19 protein-coding genes and 1 riboswitch are annotated in these 19,986 nt (G+C 61.4%); of the genes, 11 read left to right on the top strand and 8 right to left on the bottom strand.

The features are described 5' to 3' along the window. The first annotated feature begins 24 nt into the window (after positions 1–24). Complete coding sequence (locus ACP7C6_RS25940) at positions 25–444, top strand: chemotaxis protein CheY (RefSeq protein ID WP_426109421.1); 420 nt, start codon at positions 25–27, stop codon at positions 442–444. On the opposite strand, the gene dkgB is transcribed toward ACP7C6_RS25940, so the two are convergent. From dkgB to ACP7C6_RS25920, 4 genes are all read right to left on the bottom strand, one after another. Next, positions 441–1,259, bottom strand: a complete 819-nt coding sequence (dkgB, locus tag ACP7C6_RS25935) for a 2,5-didehydrogluconate reductase DkgB (RefSeq protein WP_426109420.1) — start codon at positions 1,257–1,259, stop codon at positions 441–443. The genes ACP7C6_RS25940 and dkgB overlap by 4 nt on opposite strands. An 87-nt stretch (positions 1,260–1,346) precedes the next feature. Then, positions 1,347–2,279, bottom strand: a complete 933-nt coding sequence (locus ACP7C6_RS25930) for an ABC transporter substrate-binding protein (RefSeq protein ID WP_426109419.1) — start codon at positions 2,277–2,279, stop codon at positions 1,347–1,349. After that, positions 2,276–2,635: a (2Fe-2S) ferredoxin domain-containing protein gene (locus tag ACP7C6_RS25925; RefSeq protein WP_426109418.1), complete on the bottom strand. Its 360-nt coding sequence runs from the start codon at positions 2,633–2,635 to the stop codon at positions 2,276–2,278. The genes ACP7C6_RS25930 and ACP7C6_RS25925 overlap by 4 nt, the downstream gene beginning before the upstream one ends. Further along, complete coding sequence (locus tag ACP7C6_RS25920) at positions 2,635–4,563, bottom strand: TonB-dependent receptor plug domain-containing protein (RefSeq protein WP_426109417.1); 1,929 nt, start codon at positions 4,561–4,563, stop codon at positions 2,635–2,637. The genes ACP7C6_RS25925 and ACP7C6_RS25920 overlap by 1 nt, the downstream gene beginning before the upstream one ends. 91 nt (positions 4,564–4,654) lie before the next feature. Then, a riboswitch (cobalamin riboswitch) is annotated at positions 4,655–4,858 on the bottom strand. Between the two features lie 54 nt (positions 4,859–4,912). On the opposite strand from ACP7C6_RS25920, the gene ACP7C6_RS25915 reads away from it, so the two are divergent. Continuing rightward, a complete protein-coding gene (locus tag ACP7C6_RS25915) occupies positions 4,913–5,362 on the top strand; it encodes an outer membrane protein (protein WP_426109416.1) in 450 nt (149 codons plus the stop codon). Between the two features lie 10 nt (positions 5,363–5,372). Here ACP7C6_RS25915 and ACP7C6_RS25910 read toward each other — a convergent pair whose 3' ends face one another. The 4 genes from ACP7C6_RS25910 to ACP7C6_RS25895 all read right to left on the bottom strand — a co-directional run bounded on the left by ACP7C6_RS25910 (position 5,373) and on the right by ACP7C6_RS25895 (position 9,031). Further along, positions 5,373–6,200, bottom strand: a complete 828-nt coding sequence (locus ACP7C6_RS25910; RefSeq protein ID WP_426109415.1) for a hypothetical protein — start codon at positions 6,198–6,200, stop codon at positions 5,373–5,375. After that, on the bottom strand, positions 6,188–6,388 hold the full coding sequence (locus ACP7C6_RS25905; protein ID WP_028619636.1) for a hypothetical protein: 201 nt from the start codon (positions 6,386–6,388) through the stop codon (positions 6,188–6,190). Before ACP7C6_RS25905 ends, ACP7C6_RS25910 begins: the two co-directional genes overlap by 13 nt. A gap of 121 nt (positions 6,389–6,509) precedes the next feature. Then, positions 6,510–7,088, bottom strand: a complete 579-nt coding sequence (locus tag ACP7C6_RS25900; protein ID WP_016977386.1) for a helix-turn-helix domain-containing protein — start codon at positions 7,086–7,088, stop codon at positions 6,510–6,512. After that, a complete protein-coding gene (locus tag ACP7C6_RS25895; protein ID WP_426109414.1) occupies positions 7,076–9,031 on the bottom strand; it encodes an FAD-dependent oxidoreductase in 1,956 nt (651 codons plus the stop codon). Before ACP7C6_RS25895 ends, ACP7C6_RS25900 begins: the two co-directional genes overlap by 13 nt. A 131-nt stretch (positions 9,032–9,162) precedes the next feature. Here ACP7C6_RS25895 and ACP7C6_RS25890 point away from each other — a divergent pair, with 131 nt between their 5' ends. The 9 genes from ACP7C6_RS25890 to ACP7C6_RS25850 all read left to right on the top strand — a co-directional run bounded on the left by ACP7C6_RS25890 (position 9,163) and on the right by ACP7C6_RS25850 (position 19,986). After that, positions 9,163–9,921, top strand: coding sequence for a class II aldolase/adducin family protein (locus tag ACP7C6_RS25890; protein ID WP_028619638.1), 759 nt, complete (start codon positions 9,163–9,165; stop codon positions 9,919–9,921). A gap of 41 nt (positions 9,922–9,962) precedes the next feature. Further along, entirely contained in the window at positions 9,963–10,601 is a 639-nt protein-coding gene (locus ACP7C6_RS25885) for a TetR family transcriptional regulator C-terminal domain-containing protein (RefSeq protein WP_068931796.1), read from the top strand. A 151-nt stretch (positions 10,602–10,752) separates the two neighbouring features. After that, entirely contained in the window at positions 10,753–11,544 is a 792-nt protein-coding gene (locus tag ACP7C6_RS25880) for an enoyl-CoA hydratase/isomerase family protein (RefSeq protein ID WP_426109413.1), read from the top strand. Positions 11,545–11,570: 26 nt separating this feature from the next. Further along, positions 11,571–12,731, top strand: a complete 1,161-nt coding sequence (locus ACP7C6_RS25875) for an acyl-CoA dehydrogenase family protein (RefSeq protein WP_028619641.1) — start codon at positions 11,571–11,573, stop codon at positions 12,729–12,731. Between the two features lie 16 nt (positions 12,732–12,747). Next, positions 12,748–14,856, top strand: coding sequence for an acetate--CoA ligase family protein (locus ACP7C6_RS25870; RefSeq protein ID WP_426109412.1), 2,109 nt, complete (start codon positions 12,748–12,750; stop codon positions 14,854–14,856). Next, positions 14,846–16,453 (top strand): 5-guanidino-2-oxopentanoate decarboxylase, encoded by a 1,608-nt coding sequence (locus ACP7C6_RS25865; protein ID WP_426109411.1) that lies wholly within the window; start codon positions 14,846–14,848, stop codon positions 16,451–16,453. The genes ACP7C6_RS25870 and ACP7C6_RS25865 overlap by 11 nt, the downstream gene beginning before the upstream one ends. A gap of 19 nt (positions 16,454–16,472) precedes the next feature. Then, complete coding sequence (locus tag ACP7C6_RS25860; protein WP_426109410.1) at positions 16,473–18,059, top strand: ABC transporter substrate-binding protein; 1,587 nt, start codon at positions 16,473–16,475, stop codon at positions 18,057–18,059. Positions 18,060–18,195: 136 nt separating this feature from the next. Next, on the top strand, positions 18,196–19,155 hold the full coding sequence (locus tag ACP7C6_RS25855) for an ABC transporter permease (protein ID WP_426109409.1): 960 nt from the start codon (positions 18,196–18,198) through the stop codon (positions 19,153–19,155). 3 nt (positions 19,156–19,158) lie between these two features. Then, positions 19,159–19,986 carry an ABC transporter permease gene (locus ACP7C6_RS25850; RefSeq protein ID WP_426109408.1) on the top strand — a complete coding sequence of 276 codons (828 nt, stop codon included), beginning with the start codon at positions 19,159–19,161 and terminating at the stop codon, positions 19,984–19,986.

Here is a 19,986-nt window from a genome sequence, read left to right as displayed (position 1 = left end):
GCGCTGCCTGCCCAGGGATTCGCCATGCCAAACAAAGCACTGACCATCCTGATTGCCGATGAACAACACCTGCAACGTTTGTATATTGAGAAAATGCTCAATCGGTTGGGGTACTTCCGGATCGTACCGGTGGAAACCGTTGAAGAGGCCCAGTTGCTCACCGCTATCCCGGCTCTGCCCTTTGATGTGCTGATCATCAATGCGGGGCTGACGGCTCATGCTTGCGGGTCTCAACCCCAGGCGCACCACGTGCTGTTCTACGATCATTTGGACCTGAGTACCCGCGCTGACGTAACGCCGGCGGTGCTGGTGCGGCTGCCCGGCGTGCCTGACAACGTCAACCTTGAACACTTCATGGACATCATTGACCCACCCGCAGCCACTGCCGGCCTGCGGGTGTTGCCGTGGTTGCGCGAGTTATCCCAGCCGGCAGCCGGGGGTTAATCCCATTTCGGTGCGATACCCTTGGGGCTGGTCAGGCGATGGCCGCGTTCCAGCTCGGCAATCTGTGCCATGTCGGCAGTACTCAAGGTCAGTTGCAGGGCCTTGAGGTTACTTTCCAGGTTGGTGCGCTTGGTTGACGACGGGATGACTGCGTAGCCCAATTGCATGGCCCAGGCCAGCGTCACTTGCGCTGGGGTCGCCTGATGGCGTTCGGCGATTTGCTGGATCACCGGGTCCTTGAGCACTTCGCCGTAGGCCAGGGTCATGTACGACGTGATCTGAATGCCGTTGGCGGTGGCGAAGTCTACGACCTTGCGGTTTTGCAGGTAGGGGTGCAGTTCGACCTGGTTGGTGGCGATGTTTTCGGCGCCAACGGCTGCAATCGCTTGTTTCATCAAGTCGACGGTGAAGTTGGAAATGCCGATCTGGCGGGTCAGTCCCAGGCGCTTGGCTTCCAGCAACTGGCCCATGAATTCGGTAACAGGCACCTGGTCGTCCGGCGAGGGCCAGTGGATCAGGGTCAAGTCCAGGTAGTCGGTCCTCAGTTTGCCCAGACTTTCGCGCAGGCTTGGAATCAGTTGGCCTTCGGCGAAGTTGGCGATCCAGATCTTGCTGGTGATGAACAACTGGTCACGCGGCACGCCGCTGTCGGCAATTGCCTGGCCGACGTCGGCTTCGTTCTCGTAGATCTGTGCGGTGTCGATCACACGGTAGCCCAGTTCCAGGCCGGTGCTGACGGAATCGATCACCACCTGGCCTTGCAGGTGGAAAGTGCCGAGGCCGAAGGCCGGGATATTGTGCGTTGGGATAGACATCAGTAACTCCTGAAGGGGTGTGAAGAATGGAGTCGAGTATCCGCCCGTCGTTCCTTCGGAAAAACCGCCGAATCCGAAAAGGACTCTTTACCGCTGGTCACGAATTGCCAGCGCCTTGAACCGCTGTGTCAATGACAGAACCACCTGACCGCTCCCCATGTTGGGCACCACGTGGGTGAAGGGAATGTCGATCAGGCGGTTCTCGCGCACGGCGCGCAGCTTCGAAAGCACCGGGTCGGTGGTCAGCAACTGCCGCTTGCGGCTGGCCGGTGACCACAGCGCGTCGGCCAGCAGGATCACGTCCGGGTCCTTGGCCAACAGAGTTTCATTGCTGACGGTCACCCGTGACAACGGGATATCGGCCAGTACATTGTGTGCACCGGAAGCTGCCAGCAAGGTGGTGACAAAACCCCGTTGACCTTCGCTATCGAGTCCCCCCACTTCATTGTCCAGGTAAAACACCGACAGCGGACGGGCATCCCCGATCAGCGCGTGGGCGTGTGCCAGGTCAGCATCCAACGCATCGCTCAGCATTTGAGCGCGCTGGTTTTTGTGCAGGAGGGCGCCGAGGGTAAACAGGTCCTGGCGGATATGTCCAAAATAATCCAGGGAGTGACCCGCGCAGGCGGACTCCAGCAGGTACGACGCCACTCTGTTGTTTGCCATCCCGGTGCGGGAGGTGACTCCATCACCGAACGCACTGGCAAAGCCGCCCACCACCATGTCCGGACGTTGCGCATACAGCACTTCGCTGGACGGGTATTTCGTCGCGATGACCGGCACGTCAAAGTACTCGTCATGCCGGTGTGCAATGCCGTTGTCGTCCAGATACGCGACACCCACCAGCGAAGGCCCGGCATCCAGCGCTAGCAGCAGATCGGCGGCGTGCTGGTTGAGTGCCACGATGCGCGAAGGCGGTGACGGAGGCACGCTCCAATCCTGGGCGCAGTTGCGATAACTGTCTGCCAGCGCCGGTGTGCAGCAGAACAGCGCGACTGGCAATAACCAGGTTTTTCTCATGGTAGGTCCTTGATCAGCAGGTCTTGCACCACATCGCCACCCACCAGGTGCACATCCACCAGGCGCAGCACATCGGCCTTGTTGCGCACGCCATACCAGCAGCGTTCGGGATATACCGTGAGTACCGGCCCGAGGTTGCACGGGAACTGGCAATGGGTGCGCGTCAGCAGCACGCCACCGGGCACTTCGATGTGTTCATGTTCCAGCAACCGGCGGCCTAGGGTTTTCCACAGTTGCAAGGCGCCGCGCTGCGTACAGCGCGGGCCGGTGCACAGGAATACATGGCGGGCGTGGTCCGGCATGCGGGACCAGTCGGGATGGAAGTCCACCCCGTCGATTTTGGTGATCTCAGTCATCAGAAACGATACGTGTAACGCACCTGCGATGTGAACGGGCGGCCGAGGTTATCGACGTTGCTGGCGCGGCTGGTGACGTAGTCGCGGTCGAACAGGTTTTCCACCAACAGGCTCAGGCGGTGTTGGTGGGCGTTGTCGAGGTAGCGATAGGCATCGGCGTCCACCACGGAGTAGTGGCCGTATTCGACTTTTTTCGAGCTGGTGATGTCGCGGATATAGCGGATCGCAGTACCTGCGCCCCATAAGCGGTTTTCCGATTCGAAACCGATCCGTGAACGGGCGAAAAAGCTCGGAATGTCGTTGATAGTGACCCCGGTGCGGGACTCGGTGAGGTTGCGCGTCATGTCGGCTTGCAGGCTCCACTGGTCGTCGAGTGCAAGCTTGGCGTCGGCCTCGAAGCCGCGCATCTGGATCTGGCCCTGGCCGTTGACCCACTGCACATCGTCAAGCGTGATCAGGTCGGTGATCTTGCGTTTGAACAGCGTGACGCTGGCGCTGAAATCACGCTCGGCCAGCAACCCTTTGTAATCGATACCCAGCTCGGCGTTGCGGCTTTTCTCCGGCTTGAGGTTGCGGTTGCCGATTTCGTCGCCTGGCTCGTTGACGAACAACTGCTCGGCGTTGGGCAGTTTGTAGGCCGTACCGTATTGGCCGCGCAGGGCCCAGTGGTCGTTGAGGTCGTAGAGGGAGGTGAGCATGCCGACGGTTGCGCTGTCGCCGCCGCTCATGGCTTCATGGCGCACGCCGATGCTGGGGTGCCAATTGGGCAATGCGTCGATCTGTGGCCGCAACTGCGTATACAGCGCATGGGCCTGGGCCTTGTTGTCGTCGATCACCAGTACATCGTCCTGACCCTTGAACCACTGGTTGTCGCTGCCCACCACCAGCACATGGCCGCCTGGCAATTCAGCCTTGCCTTCGGCCTGCACGCCCCAATCGGTAAAGCCCCAGTAGTCATTGTGATTGCGCACATTGCGGCCGCCACTCGCGGTGTTGTCGATCCGTGTATAACGCGTGTCCCAATCGTTGATATGGCCCTTGACGAAGTAGCTCAAGCGCTCGTTGATCGCCTGTTCGAAAGTGGCCGTGGCGATCTGTTGCACGCGGTCGTTGGTGGTCTTGTAGTTGTTTACCGGCCGCGCGAAATCAAGGTTGGCATCGGCATATTGGTAGAACAGCTCCAGGCGCGAGTCATCGCCAAACGACTGGATGGCCTTGGTGCCTAAGGTGGTCACTTCGTACGAGCGTTTTTTGTCGCTGACGCGGCCGCTGTAGTCGCTGTTGCGAAACGGCTGGTAGCCTTCGGAGGCGTTGCGGCTGACATACGCCAGCAGGCCGAGGTCTCCCCAGCCGTTGGTGAAGATCTTCTCGACCCGCGCATCGCCGATGGTGCCGCCGAAGGTATCGACTCCCAGGTTCACTTCACCGGACGTCTCGCGGGTCTGCGGGCTGCGCGTGACGATGTTGATTACCCCCGATACCGCCTGGGTGCCAAACAGCAGGCTCTGGCCGCCCTTGAGCACTTCGATGCGCTCGATGGCGTTGGCCGGCAGCGTGTCGAGGTACAGGCCGCCATACAGGCGGTTGTTCAGGCGTACGCCGTCGAGCAGGATCAGCGTGTCATCGTTGCGCCCGCCCAGCAGGGAATAGGTGCCGTAGTCGAATGGGCCGTTTTTCGGCGCCACGTAGAGGCCGGGGATGAACATCTGCATCACCCGCGTCACGTCGGCGGCGGGGCCGGCGCGTTCGATCTGTTCGCGGGTGACGATCTCCACTTTGCTGCCGTACTGGGCCATGGCGGCGACGGTGGTGGATTCCACGGAGGGGGCGGAGACGATCTGCTGGTTGAGTACCAGGGTGTTGTCGTCGGCCAGCAACAGGGGGCTGAACAGCGAGCCGAACAAAGGGATCAGGGAACGTCGAATCATAGTCTTCTCGAAAGTATCTTCGCAGAAGCACGCAGGAGAAGGCATCGCGCACACGCCGACACCGGCCCATGCCCGCCCACCGCAGGAGTTTGCCTAACAGAAATTCCAGGCCGGTCTCCGGGCTCTCGCGTATGGATCCCTTCACCTTCCCATGGCGCGCAGGCCACAGTGGTGTGTCGAAGGGGGCACGCGAATACCGTTGCGGGGGCAGCACCGGACTGGCTCAAAGAGCGTACCGGTTTCCCGTTTCACCCCAAGCACGGCGGCAGGGGGCACCTGAAACAGGGCGGCATCTGAACATTCGCATGACCGTTCGTCAACTCCGTCATCCAGGATTCTCAGGCTTTACTTGCCAGCAAGGGGGCGGCGCGGCATCGGCACCGCCAAACTCAGTACCCGCCTAGCGCTGAACAACAAATTCGAATCGAAGATCAAGTACCTTGGGACCCTGCGCGGTTGCTTCGGTTATGCGTTCGACCACACCCCGGTCTACGGCACGGCTGGTCTGGCCTATGGCGAAACCAGCCAGAACGTCGACATGTTCGGCCCCACAGGCAATACCCAGTTCAGCGACGACCAGAGCCATTTCAAGATGGGTTATACGGTGGGAGCTGGTATCGAACAGGCCATCCCCAAGAACCTGTCGTTCAAGACCGAATACCTGTACTACGACCTGGGTGAAGACAAGCTGAACGTCGCGGTGATTCCGGGCATCGGTGGAGCAGGGACTGGCTATGATTCCAAGTTCAATAACGATGGGCAGATGTTACGCGTCAGGTTGAACTGGAAGTTTGACTGACGTTGGAGCCTCAGGCGCAGAGGCTTTCAGCGTGCATCGGACGCGCGGGGCGGTGTTGATGGAACTCGCCCTGTCGCGGCTTGCGGTTTTTGCGGGTGTGGACCGCGTTCCAGATCGTGAAGTCGAACTGTGTAGCGGAAACGACATTTTCCTGGATCAGTGTGATGGGCGGCGGGGTGGCTGCATTTGAGTAGTGAGTATTCAGCGTGACCTCTAGTGTGTCCTTGTCTCGGTAACCGCTAAGTATGGGGATTAGCGTGAAGGCATGATCGACACCTTCGGACTCGGTCGGTGTGCCGGCGAACAGTACGATTCCGACATAGACCTTGCGATCGTTCAAGCTGAACATGCACGGCCGGCACTGCGCGATGGACTCTCTCAGCAAAACTCTGAAAGGTGTACCCTCAAGGACACCCAGCGCCAGCAGCGAGTGGAGCTGGACGTCTGTTTCCAGCTGCAATATTTTCTTCTTCGCGCCCACATAGAACGCTGACCAGAAGAAAGGCATAACCAGGGCCGTCAGCCCGATCTGCATCAGGAAAATCCATAGAGTGCCGTTTTTTTCGTTGGCAATATCAAGTTGCACCAATAGCGTGCCCAAGTAGCTGCTGTAGTCTGTTGCAATGACATGACCCATGATCGGGACCGCCTGCTTTGACACTGCCAGGACGGCTGCGGTCAGGAGGGTCGAGACAATCAGGCAAGCCATCCCCATTCTGGCCACCTGCAAATAGAGCAGTTGCCCTTGGAAACGGTGCAGGCGCACATAGAAGAAGGGGTGCCTGATGCAGACCATGTATCCGCTGACCAGTAATGGGACGATGATCAGCAAGCCCATGAATGATCAGCCTCCATTTTGCGTACTTGGTGCAGGGCGTCCTTGTAACCCTGTGACTCCAAGACTTCGGCGGCATCCAAGCCGATGCCTCCGTATACGACTTTCCAGGTTTTACGGGACTTGACCTCTTTCGCACGCTCCCACTCATCCTGGGTCGGCTTCCCAAACAGCAAATGCAATAACGACATGGCGACACCCTCGAAGAGAAGTAGCCATTTTTATAGCAAGGGAGAGGGACCCTAACCATTGATGGCCGCCTTGCCACTGTCGCCAGTTCCCGTAGGAAACGTCTCCATTTGTATGAGCTGCCTAAAATGTCGGCGGTGTAATTACCCAGATCACCACGGTTTCTACCTTGCCAGGATTGCCGTATCGATGGGGCTCACGGCTGGCGAAGCTGAAACTGTCACCGGCCTGCAGCAGGAAGTGTCGCTCACTTACCCACAACTCGAACTGGCCGCTCAGTACGTATCCCGCTTCTTCGCCTTCATGGCTGTAGTTCTGCTGGCTATACGTACCCGGCGGGAAGCTTGATTGGAGCATTTCCAGTTGGTGGTTGGGCAACGGCGTCAGCAATTGGTCGACGATGCCGTCCTCGTAATGAATGCTCTGGCGGTTGCCTTTGCGCACGACATAGCCTTCGTCCTCGACAGCGGCTACGGTTTCGCTGGCGAAGAACCACTGGATGGTCACGCCCAGGCTGCGGGCAATATTGAACAATGCGGGAATCGATGGATACGCCAGGTTACGCTCCAACTGGCTGAGGTAGCCGGCCGTCAATTCGCTGGCCTGCGCCAGGGCCGTGAGGGTCAGGCCACGCGCCTTGCGCAGCCCGCGAATGCGCGTGCCGAGAAACAGTTGCTGGGGATTGTCTGTCACAGGTTCCACGCCACTTTGAGTCCTTCGTAGATCGCTTCTTCGGCGGTGCGCGGGGCCAGGCAGTCGCCGATACGATCAAAGGGCACCAAGCCTTGCAGCTCCGCGCCCAGAGTGTCTACCGGCTGGTGGCCTTGGCACAACACCAGCGTGTCGATATGTTCCAGCAGCATCGGCTCGCCGCTGGCGGTGTGTTGCAAGTAGACCGTGGTGTCATCGCAGCCATAGAGGCGGGCGTAAGGGATGATCGGGATGCCCAGCCGATGCAGTTCGCCCGCCAGTTGATCGCGTACATACAGCGGCAGGTTTTCCCCACAGTGGGTGCCATTGACCGCCAGTTGCACCTGATGGCCGGCGCGCATAAGGCGCTCAGCAATACCGGGGCCGATCCAGTCGCAACGCCAATCGACCACCACCACCGAGCGGCCCAACGTGACCTGCTCGCGCAGCACCTGCCACGCGTCCACCACCTGAAGCTCGCCACCCTGTTCGAAGGCTGGCCAATAAGGCTCGGCGCCGGTGGCAATGATGACGTGATCGGGCTGTTCCTGTTCCACCCATTTACGATCAACCCGGGTATGGCGCACCACCCGTACCCCCGCCAGTTCCATTTCACGTTGCAGGTTGGTACTGGCCCCGCCGAATTCGCTGCGCCGTGGTAGCAGTTGGGCCAGCAACACTTGCCCGCCGAGTTGACCGCTGGCTTCGTACAGCGTTACCGCATGCCCGCGTTTCGCGGCGACTGCCGCTGCTTTCATGCCCGCCGGGCCACCGCCCACCACCATGATGCGTTTGGGCTTCACTGCCTGTTGCAACTCACCAAACACCAACTCGCGGCCAGTCTCGGGATGCTGGATACAGGAGATCGGCAGCCCCTTGTGAAAATGACCGATGCAGGCTTGATTGCAGGCGATGCAAGCCCGCACGTCTTCGCCACGGCCCTCAAGGGTCTTGGCCGGCATCAGCGGGTCGCAGATCAACGCACGCGTCATGCCGCAGACATCGGCCTGGCCCCGCGCCAATATCAGTTCGGCTTCCTGGGGTTGATTGATTCGCCCAGTGACGAATAGCGGAATCGACAGGCTGGCCTTGAACGTCGCCGCCTCGTTGGCGAGGTACGCGGCGGCAATCGCCATGGGCGGCACGATGTGGACTGCGCCGCCCAGGGACGCTGATGTGCCCGCGACGATATGCACGTAATCCAGCTGGGTTTGCAGGTGTTGAACGGCTTCAAGCGACTCGTTTTCAGTGAGGCCTTCGGCGTCGCGTTCATCGGCAGAAATGCGCAGCCCGATAATGAACTGTTCGTCGGTGGCGGCCCTTACGGCTTCGATGATTTCCCTCAAGAACTTCAACCGATGTTCCAGAGAACCGTTGTAATCATCGGTACGCCGGTTTACCCGAGGATTGAGAAACTGCGCCGGCAGATACCCATGGCTGGCAACCACTTCCACCCCATCGATCCCGGCCTCATGCAAGCGTCTGGCAGCCGAGGCATAACCCGCGACGATCTCGTTGATCATCGCCTGGTCCAGCGCTCGTGGCATCACGCGAAAGCGTTCATTCGGCACCCCTGACGCCGAGTACGCCACGGCCAGCAGGCCATCGGCCGACTCCATGATTTCCCGGCCCGGATGGAAGATCTGCGACAGCACCACGGTACCGTGGGCATGGCAGGTCTCGGCCAATTCGCGGTAGCCGTCGATGCAGCTGTCTTCGGTCGCCATCAGCACATGGGAGGTATAGCGCGCACTGTCATGCACCCCGGCTACCTGTAACACGATCAGCCCCACACCGCCCTCGGCGCGAGCACGGTGATAGGCGATCAACTGCGCATTGACCCGATTATCGGTAGGCATCGACGTATCGTGCCCGCTGGACATGATGCGGTTTTTCAGGCGTTTGCCACGCAGCTCCAGCGGTTCGAACAGGTGGGGAAAGGTCGGGTGCGACATGGTGCGGATACTCCAGGCGCTGTTATTGTTATTTTTCTATAGGAGGTGAGCGTCAGTAAAAAATCAACTTGTTTTTTTACTATTGACTGAATTAGCGTCGCCCTCACCACCCCCCTGCCTGGAGAATAAAAATGACTCACTCCATCGAACAGCAGCTGCGTGAACAGCTCGCCGCGTGCTATCGATTGATCGCGCACTACCGCATGAGTGATCTGATTTTCACGCATATCTCGGTGCGCATCCCTGGGCCCGAGCATCACTTCCTGATCAATCCCTACGGGCTGATGTTCGACGAAATCACCGCCTCGAGCCTGGTGAAGATCGGCCTGGACGGTCACGCCGTGGAGCCCTCGGCGTATGCGGTCAACCCGGCGGGCTTCGTGATTCACAGTGCGATTCATGGCGCCCGCGAAGACGCTCAGTGCGTGCTGCACACCCACACCCGCGCAGGCTGTGCAGTGGCGGCCTTGGAGTGCGGGTTGTTACCGGTGAACCAGATCTCCATGGAGTTCTACGGCAAGGTGGCCTACCACGATTACGAAGGTGTGGCCCTGGACATGGATGAGCAGCAGCGGCTGGTGCGGGACCTAGGCGACAAGCCGGTGCTGATGCTGCGCAACCATGGTTTGCTGACGGTGGGTGAGACGGTCAGCCAGGCGTTCCTGCGCATGTATTACCTGGAGAAGGCCTGCGATATCCAGATTGCCGCCCAGGCGTGCGGCAAGCTGGTGCTGCCGTCTGACGAGGTCTGCGCCTACACCGAACAGCAATTCAACAATCCTGGCCGTCCGCTGGAAGAGGGTGAGTTGGTCGACCTGGACGCCATGCAACTGGCCTGGGCGGCGTTGCTGCGGATGCTGGATCGGGTGTCGCCGGGCTATCGCGACTGAGGTAGAGTCGTGATGCCGACTCAATCGTAGGAATTTGCCGCATGACCCAGGAATCCCGTTTTTCCCGGATGGATCCGGAAGTGCGCAAGGCCAATCTGGTCCAGGCCACGCTCACGTGTCTCAAGCGTGATGGTTTCCAGGGGGCGTCGATCCGCAAGATCAGCGCCGAGGCCGGGGTGTCAGTGGGGCTGATCAGCCATCACTATTCGGGCAAGGATGAGCTGGTGGCGGAGGCCTACCGCACCATCACCGACCAGGTCATGAGCCTGCTGCGCGAAACCATGGCGAAGGCGCCGCCGAACCCTCGGGAGCGCCTGTCGGCGTTGTTCCGTGGCTCATTTTCCGCCGAATTGCTCGACCCGCACCTGCTGGACGCCTGGTTGGTGTTCTGGGGCGCGGTCAAGACCGCGCCGGCGATCAACCTGGCTCACGAACACTCCTATGGCGAATACCGCACCATCATGCGTTCGGCGCTGACCGACATGGCCAAGGAGGAGGGCTGGAAGCACTTCGACGCCGATCTGGCCGCCATCGGCCTGAGCGCACTGCTCGACGGGTTGTGGCTGGAGTCGGGGCTCAACCCCGGCACGTTCACGCCGCAGCAGGGTATCCAGATCTGCGAAGCCTGGGTCGATGGCCTGCAGGCCGGTGGCCGCCAGCGTTATCAGCTCAAACCCTGAGTCTTCTGCAGCCGCCTGAACGCAAGGTTCAGGTCGGCCATTTCCCCTTCTGAAAATATTTGCGGTTTGCCGATTGCCTTCTTACTGAACACTTGTTTAGTATCGCCTCATGTCGCACCCCTCAAGCCAACTAAAATAATTCGAGGAAGCCATGACTACCGATTCGCCCGTGCTTACTCATGTGCAAGCTAGCGTTGCCTGGATCACCCTCAACCGTGGCCCGCAGCGCAACGCCTTGGACATTCCCACCCTCAAGCACCTGCACACCTTGCTCGACGCCTTCAACACTGACCCCGCTGTACGCGTGGTGGTATTGACCGGCAACGGACGCAGCTTTTGCGCCGGGGCCGACCTGGCCGAGTGGGCTGATGCCGAAGCCCGTGGCGCCCTCGAAACCTATGGCTGGACCGAAACCGCCCACGCCTTGATGGCTCGCCTGCACACCCTCGACAAACCCACGATTGCCGCCATCAACGGCACCGCCGTCGGGGCGGGCATGGACCTGACCCTGTGTTGCGACTTGCGCGTCGCCGCCCAATCGGCGCGCTTCAAAGCCGGCTACACAGGCATGGCCTACTCGCCCGACGCCGGTGCCAGTTGGCACTTGCCGCGCCTGATCGGCAGCGAACAAGCCAAGCGCCTGCTGTTCCTTGACGAGCTGTGGAGCGCCGACCGCGCCCTGGCCGCCGGCCTTGTCGCAGAGGTGGTTGCGGATGATCAACTGCACGCCCACGCCACCGAACTCGCCACGCGCCTGGCCAACGGTCCGACCTTCGCGTTCGCCCAGACCAAGACCCTGATCCGTGAAGGCGCCGACCGCAGCCTGCCCGAGCAACTGCAGGCCGAACTGGCCGCTGGCTTGTTGTGCGGACGCAGTGCCGATGGCGCCGAAGCCTTGCGCGCCTCCCTGGAAAAACGCCTCCCGAATTTCTCCGGCAAATAACAACAACACCCCGAACAGGTAGCGCCATGAATTTCCAACTCAGCCAAGAACAAGACATGTTGGTGGACGCTGTACGCAGTTTTGTTGCCAAGGAATTGTTGCCCCATGAAGAGGCGGTGGACCGTGCCGATGAGGTCTCGTCCGAGTTGGCTGCGCAGATTCGCGATAAGGCGATTGCCGCTGGGTTCTATGCCTTCAACATGCCGGAAGAAGTGGGCGGCGGTGGCCTGGACTACCTGTCCCAGGCGCTGATCGAGCGGGAGTTGTCCAAAGTCTCGTGGGCGCTGCATGTGTTTGTCGCGCGGCCGTCCAAGATCCTGATGGCGTGCACCGGCTCGCAGATTGGCGACTACCTGTTGCCCTGCGTGCAAGGCAAGAAAATCGACTGTTTTGCCTTGACCGAACCCGGCGCCGGTTCCGACGCCAATGCCATCAAGACCCGCGCCGTGCGCAGTGGCGATGACTTCGTGATCAACGGCAGCAAACACTTCATCAGCCACGCCGGGCACGCCGATTTCGCCATCGTGTTTGCGGTCACTGATACCTACGAACACAACGGTCGACAGCGCAACGCGGTGACTTCGTTCCTGGTGGATCGGGGGACGCCTGGCATGACCATCCGCCGTGGCCCCAAGTGCGTGAGCAACCGGGGTTATCACACCTACGAAATGTTCTTTGACGACTGCCGCGTACCGGCGTCCAAGGTACTGGGCGAAGTGGGCAAAGGCTGGGAAGTGGCCAACGCCTGGCTCACCGCTGGCCGTGTGATGGTGGCCGCCAACTGCGTCGGCCAGGCCCAGCGCGCGCTGGATGTGTCGTTGCGATGGGCGGCGGACCGCAAACAGTTCGGCCAGCCGATCGGCAGCTACCAAGGCGTGAGTTTCAAGTTGGCCGACATGGCCACGCAGATTCGCGCGGCTGAACTGCTGACCCTGCACACCGCCTGGAAAATGGACCAAGGCAACATGACCGATGGCGAGGCTGGCATGGCCAAGCTGTTTGCCAGTGAAACCCTGGGCAAGGTCGCTGACGAAGCCGTGCAGATTTTCGGCGGCATGGGCTTGATGGATGAAGGGCCGGTCGAGCGCATCTGGCGCAACGCACGGATCGAGCGGATCTGGGAAGGCACGTCGGAAATCCAGCGCCATATCATCGCCCGTGAACTGTTGCGGCCACTGTTGCGTTAAGCGGCGAGGAGAGCGTATGTCCCAGGCTATTCGCGACAACCTCAAGCGTCTGCTGGCGCCCCGGCACCTGGCATTCGTTGGCGGACGCAGCATGGCGCGCGCGCTCAAGCGCTGTGCCGACGGTGGTTTTACCGGGCCGATGTGGCTGGTCAACCCGCAATATGACAGCCTCGATGGCATCCCCTGTGTGCGCCGCGTGGCCGATTTACCGCGTGGGCCGGATGCGGTGTTTATCGCCACCAACCGTGAATTGACGCTGACCTGCGTCGCTGAACTGGCCGTTATGGGCACCGGTGGCGCGATTTGCTACGCCTCCGGTTTTGCCGAAACCGGTGCCAGCGGCGCCGCCATGCAGCAGCAGCTCTTAAAGGCGGCGGGCGACATGGCCTTGCTTGGCCCCAACTGCTACGGCCTGCTGGATTACCTGCACAGCTCGGCGCTGTGGCCGGTGGCCCACGGCGGCAAGTCGGTGGAGAAGGGCGTGGCGGTGCTCACCCAGAGTGGCAACTTCGCCTACAACCTGTCGATGAGCGACCGTTCGCTGCCGGTGGCCTACATGGCGTCGGTCGGTAACCAGGCGCAACTGGGCGTTGCCGAACTGATGGATGTGTTGCTTGATGAACCACGCGTCACCGCCATCGGCCTGCACTTGGAAGGCTTGAAGAATGTGCCGGGGTTTGCCCGAGCAGCGCACAAGGCCCTGGAGAAAGGCATTCCGATCATCGCGCTGAAAACCGGCGTGTCGCAGATCGGTGCCGAGCTGGCCTTGAGTCACACCAGTTCGTTGTCCGGCTCCGACGCGCTGTACGACAGCCTGTTTGCGCGACTGGGCGTGATTCGCGTCAGCGGGCCAGTGAGTTTTGTCGAAACCCTCAAAGCTGCGGCGTGCGGCAATCTGCCGGCGGGCAATCGCTTGATTGCATTGGCCTGTTCGGGTGGCGATGCGGGCTTGATTGCCGATTATGCCGAACGCAATCATCTGGCCTTGCCGAAACTGGACGAAGAGCAACGCGTTGAACTGGCCCAGGTGCTGCCCAGCTACGCGAACCTGGTCAACCCGCTGGATTTCACCACCGCCATCTGGGGCGACCGTGAAGCCCTCAACGCCATGCTCGACACCGCCCTGCGAACCGATGCCGATGCGGCCATGCTGGTGCTGGATTACCCGGCTGAATTCACCGGCGAGCGCAAGGAGTGCGACCTGCTGCTAACGCTGTTCTGCGCCGCGCTCGGCCGGCATGGCAAGACCGGATTTGTCACCTCGGCGTTTCCCGAACTCTTGCCGGCCCATGCCCGCGAGCGCCTGCATGCTCAGGGAATCGCTGCGCTGCAAGGCGTAGAGGATGCATTGGCGGCTTGGGGGCGGATTGCCGATTACCAGAACAACCGCCGCGTGTTGCTGGAGCGAGGCGAGTCGATCCTCGAGCCCTTGTGCCCAAAAGCCCTGGACGACAGCGGCGGGGCCCTGGACGAGTGGGCCTCCAAGCAAGCCCTGCGTGCATTCGGCCTGACCACACCGGCCGGCGTGCTGAGTACGCCGGGAAGGGCGCTCAACGATGCAGAGTTGCTGGGCTATCCCTTGGTGCTCAAGGCGGTCAGCGCACAGTTGCCGCATAAGACCGAGGCCGGTGCCGTGGTGTTGAACCTGCAAAACGGCATGGCCCTGACCAGCGCACTTGAGCAGATGCGCGAGCATATTTGGACTTATGCGCCGCATGTCGTCTTCGATCAATTGCTGCTGGAGTCCATGGCTACACCGCCATTGGCCGAGTTGATCGTGGGCATCAAGCGCGAAAACGACTTCGGCCTGGCCCTGGTCATCGGCGCCGGCGGGATCCTGGTGGAACTGCTCAAGGACAGCCGCAGCCTGTTGTTGCCGACCACCGACAGCGCGATCCGCAACGCCTTGCTCAGCCTGCGCAGCGCAGCATTGCTGCAAGGTTTTCGCGGGCGGGAAGTGGCGAATATGGATGCATTGGTCGCCGCGATCCGTGCCGTGGCGGACTACGCCTGCGCCAACGCCGGGCAGTTGCTGGAGCTGGATGTGAACCCATTATTGGTCAATGCCCAGGGCGCCACGGCGGTCGATGCAATGATCCGTCTAGGAGATGAACATGCACGATAAAACCCTGACCGGCGGGCAGGCCCTGGTGCGGTTGCTGGCCAATTATGGCGTCGACACGGTGTTCGGTATCCCCGGTGTGCACACCCTGGAGCTGTATCGCGGCCTGCCCGGCAGCGGCATTCGCCATGTGCTCACACGGCATGAGCAAGGTGCCGGCTTTATGGCTGACGGCTACGCGCGAGTCAGCGGCAAGCCGGGGGTGTGTTTTGTGATCACCGGTCCCGGCGTGACCAATGCCGCCACCGCTATTGGCCAGGCGTACGCTGATTCGATTCCGATGCTGGTGATTTCGAGCGTCAACAGTACCGCCAGCCTCGGCAAAGGTTGGGGCATCCTGCATGAGACCCAGGACCAGCGCGCCATCACGGCGCCGATCACCGCGTTTTCGGCGGTGGCACTGAGCACCGAGGATTTGCCTGAATTGGTCGCCCGCGCCTACGCGGTGTTCGACAGCGAGCGACCCCGTCCGGTGCATATCTCGGTGCCGCTGGACGTGTTGGCCGCGCCGATCCAGCGGGACTGGAGCAGCGAGGTAGTGCGCCGCCCTGGTCGCGGCTTGCCGTCGGCTGAAGCCTTGGAGCAGGCCGTGGCCAAACTCGCGTCAGCCAAGCGGCCCATGATCATTGCCGGTGGCGGTGCATTGGCGGCGGGCGAGGCTTTGCAACGGTTGAGCGCCCAGTTGGCGGCGCCGTGCTTCACCAGCGTGGCCGGCAAGGGTTTGCTGCCCATCAACGACCCGCTGAATGCCGGTTCCACCCTCTGCGTCGAACCTGGCTGGCAACTGATCAGCGAAGCGGATGTGGTGCTGGCGGTGGGCACGGAAATGGCCGACACCGACTATTGGCGTGAGCGTTTGCCCCTCAACGGCGAGCTGTTGCGGGTGGATATCGACGTGCGCAAGTTCAATGACTTCTATCCCTGTGCCGTGGCACTTAAAGGCGATGCACAGCAGACCGTGCTGGCCTTGCTGGAGCGCCTCCCGGCCACATCCCGCAACGCTGACGCCGCCATCGCGTCAGTGGCGGCATTGCTGCAGGCGGTCGAGTTGGGACACGGGCCGTTGCAGTCTATCCACCAAGCCATTCTCGACCGTATCGAAGCCGAACTTCCGGCTAATGCGTTCATCAGCAGCGACATGACCCAACTGGCCTACACCGGCAATTACGCCTACCGCAGCCGTGCGCCGCGCAGCTGGTTGCATCCCACCGGCTACGGCACCTTGGGTTACGGCTTGCCCGCAGGCATCGGCGCCAAGTTCGGCGCGCCACAACGGCCGGGTTTGGTGCTGGTGGGCGACGGTGGTTTCCTCTACACCGCCCAGGAACTGGCCACCGCCGTCGAAGAGCTGGACAGCCCGTTGGTGGTGCTGCTCTGGAACAACGACGCCCTCGGCCAAATCCGCGATGACATGCTCAACCTGGACATTGAGCCCATCGGCGTGTTGCCGCGCAACCCGGATTTCGCGCTGTTCGCCCAGGCGTTCGGTTGCGCCGTGAACCAGCCCCGCAACCTGGATGAATTGCAGACGGACCTGCGCAACGCTTTCAAACGCAATGGCGTGACCTTGATCGAGTTGAAACATGCCTGTGCCTGTTGACCTTTAGAGAGACAAGACCATGAGCGAAAACAACAACAAAATGACTCAAGCGATGCACCGCCGTGACTTCCTCAAACACAGCGCCGTGGCTGGCGCGGTGGCCGCGGCGTTTTCCATGGGCTTGCCGTTGCAGGCGTTTGCCGCAGACGCCACGCCCAAACCGGGCGGCGTGCTGCGCCTGGGCCTGGCCGGTGGCAGCACCACCGATTCCCGCGATCCGGGGTCCTGGGTCGATACCTTCACCTTTGTCGGTTTCTCGGCGGTGTACAACACCCTTACGGAAATCGCGGTGGACGGCAGCGCGATTCCCGAACTGGCCGAGCGCTTTGAGTCCACGCCGGATGCTCGGGTGTGGACCTTCCACCTGCGCCCTGGCGTAACCTTCCATAACGGTAAAAGTCTGACCGCCGAAGACGTGGTGGCCTCGATCAACCATCACCTGGACGCCAAGTCCACCTCGGCCGCCAAGACCGTGCTGGGTGATGTCGCCAGTGTGAGCGCCAAGGGCAGCGATGCGGTGGTGTTCGAACTGCATTCAGGCAATGCCGACTTCGCCTACGTTGTCGCCGATTACCACCTGGTGATCATGCCCGCCAAGGACGGCGTGGCTGACTGGCAAGCCGGCGTGGGCACCAGTGGCTATCGCCTGAAAAGCTTCGAACCCGGCGTGCGGATGGACCTTGAACGCAACCCCGACTACTGGAAACCCGACCGCGCGCACTTCGCCAGTGCCGAATTGCTTGCCATCGCCGACGGCGCCGCGCGGGTCAATGCGCTGGTCACCGGCCAGGTGGATGTGATCAACAAGGTCGACCTGAAGACCGTGGCCTTGCTCAAGCGCAATCCAGCGCTGGTGATCGAGGAAACCAAAGGCGCCCAGCACTACACCTTCCCGATGCTGTGCGACAGCAACGAGTTCAAGAACAACGACATCCGCATGGCCATGAAGCACGCGATCAACCGTGAGACGCTGTTGGCTTCGGTACTGCACGGCTACGGCCTGGTGGGCAACGACCACCCGATCCAGCCCGGCAGTCGTTTTATCAACGCGGCACTGGAGCAGCGCGCCTACGACCCGGACAAGTCGCGCTTCTACCTGCGCAAGGCCGGTGTGGAGTCGCTCAAGGTGCGCCTGCAAGCTTCTGGCGCGGCCTACACCGGTGCGGTGGACGCCTCGGTATTGTTCAAGGAGCAGGCACGCCAAGCGGGTATCGACATCGATGTGGTGCGTGAACCGGCCGATGGGTTCTTCTCCAACGTCTGGATGAAGCAGCCGTTCACCACTTCGTTCTGGTACAGCAGCCTGACCGCCGACCGCATGTTCAGCATCGGCTACGCCAAAGGCGCGGCGTGGAATGAAACCCACTGGGACAACCCGCGCTTCAACCAACTGCTCAACGCCGCCCGTGGCGAGATGAACGCGCCGTTGCGCCAGGAGATGTACAACGAAATGCAGGCTCTGTGCCGGGATGATGGCGGCGCGATTGTGCCGCTGTTTGCCAGCTCCGTGGCGGCGCGTTCGAACAAGGTCAACCACGGGCCGCTGACCGCGCCCTATGGTGAGTTGGATGGGCTGCGGTTGATCGAGCGGTGGTGGCAGGCCTGACCCTTGTAGGAGCCGGCTTGCCGGCGATGGCGGACCGGAGGCTGGCGGTGATGCCGCTGGCCGCATCGCTGGCAAGCCAGCTCCTACATTAGGGCGGTGATGTCTTTGAACGCGTGCCCAGTCAAGGAATCGCACGATGAATAGCTTGTTGAAGTTGGTCCTGCAACGCCTGGCCCTGGGTGTGCTGTCGTTGTTCGCCGTGTCGGTGATCATCTTTCTCGCCGTGGGCATGCTGCCGGGGGATATTGCCCAGGCCATGCTCGGTCAGTCCGCCACGCCGGAAACCGTGGCGGCGTTTCGCGCGCAGCTGGGCCTGGATCTGCCGCCGTTCACGCGCTTTGCGCACTGGTTGCTGCGCCTGCTGCACGGTGACATGGGGGCGTCGCTGGCCAATCAACGGCCCATCGCCGAGCTGATCGGCGCGCGATTGGGCAACACCCTGAGCCTGGCTGCATTGGCGGCGTTGGTCTCGGTGCCCACGGCGCTGGTGCTGGGCATGCTGGCGGCGCTGTACCGCAACAGCTGGTTCGATCGGCTGCTCAATACCTCGGCGTTGAGCGCCGTGTCGTTTCCGGAGTTCTTCGTCGCCTACCTGCTGATCCTGGTGTTCTCGGTGAAACTCGGCTGGTTCCCCAGCCTGTCCAACCTGGCGCCGGATGCCACCTTTGGCACGCTCCTGGAACGCTCGGTACTGCCGGTGGCGACCCTGAGCCTGGTGGTGATCGCGCAGATGATGCGCATGACCCGCGCGTCCCTGATCAACCTGCTTGCCAGCCCCTATATCGAAATGGCTCGCCTGAAGGGCATCCGTCAGTCGCGGATTATCTGGCGGCATGCACTGCCCAACGCGCTGGCGCCGATCGTCAACGTGGTCGCGCTGAACCTGGCGTATCTGGTGGTGGGGGTGGTGGTGGTCGAAGTGGTGTTCGTCTATCCGGGCCTGGGCCAGTTGCTGGTGGACTCGGTATCCAAGCGCGACATCCCGGTGGTGCAGGCGTGCAGCCTGATCTTTGCCGCCACTTACATCTTGCTCAATACCGGGGCGGACGTGTTGTCCATCGCCAGCAACCCACGCCTGATGCATCCCAAGGGGTAGCCCATGAACCTGTTGAGCCAAGTGGCCCGTGCGCCGTTGAGCGCCAAGTTCGGCTTGCTGATTATTCTGTTGTACATCGCGGTGGCTGTGTTCGCGCCGTTGCTGGCGCCCTATGGCGAAACCCAGGTAGTGGGCGAGGGCTTTGCGCCCTGGAGCGGCCAGTTCCTGCTGGGCACCGATAACCTGGGGCGCGATATGTTCAGCCGTTTGGTGTACGGCGCGCGCAACACGCTGGGCATTGCTTTCCTGACGACTACGCTAGCGTTTTTGCTGGGTGGCTTGAGCGGCTTGGTGGCGGCCATCAAGGGTGGCTGGATCGACCAGGGTTTGTCGCGGGTGGTGGATGTGCTGATGGCGATCCCGCAACTGATCTTCGCCTTGCTGATCCTCAGCGTGGTGGGCACCAACGCCACGTCACTGGTGCTGGTGATTGCATTGCTGGATTCGACACGGGTGTTTCGCCTGTCCCGTGCGGTGGCAATGACCGTGGTGGTGCAGGACTTTGTCGAAGCCGCCCGCCTGCGCGGCGAAGGCCTGTGGTGGCTGGTCACCCGTGAAGTGTTGCCCAACGCTGCCGCGCCGCTGATTGCCGAATTCGGCCTGCGCTTCTGTTTTGTGTTCCTGTTTATCAGCGCGTTGTCGTTTCTTGGCCTGGGCATTCAACCGCCCACTGCCGACTGGGGCAGCATGGTGCGTGACAATGCGGTGTTGATCACCTTCGGCGACATCAGCCCGTTGCTGCCGGCCCTGGCAGTGGCGTTGATCATCGTCAGCGTGAATTTTGTCGTCGACTGGATGCTGCACAAATCCAGCGGCCTGAAGGAGTGTTGA

Source organism: Pseudomonas sp. TWR1-1-4, assembly GCF_049897165.1.
Classification (GTDB): Bacteria; Pseudomonadota; Gammaproteobacteria; order Pseudomonadales; family Pseudomonadaceae; genus Aquipseudomonas; species Aquipseudomonas canadensis.
This window is presented reverse-complemented; position numbering and strand designations above follow the sequence as displayed.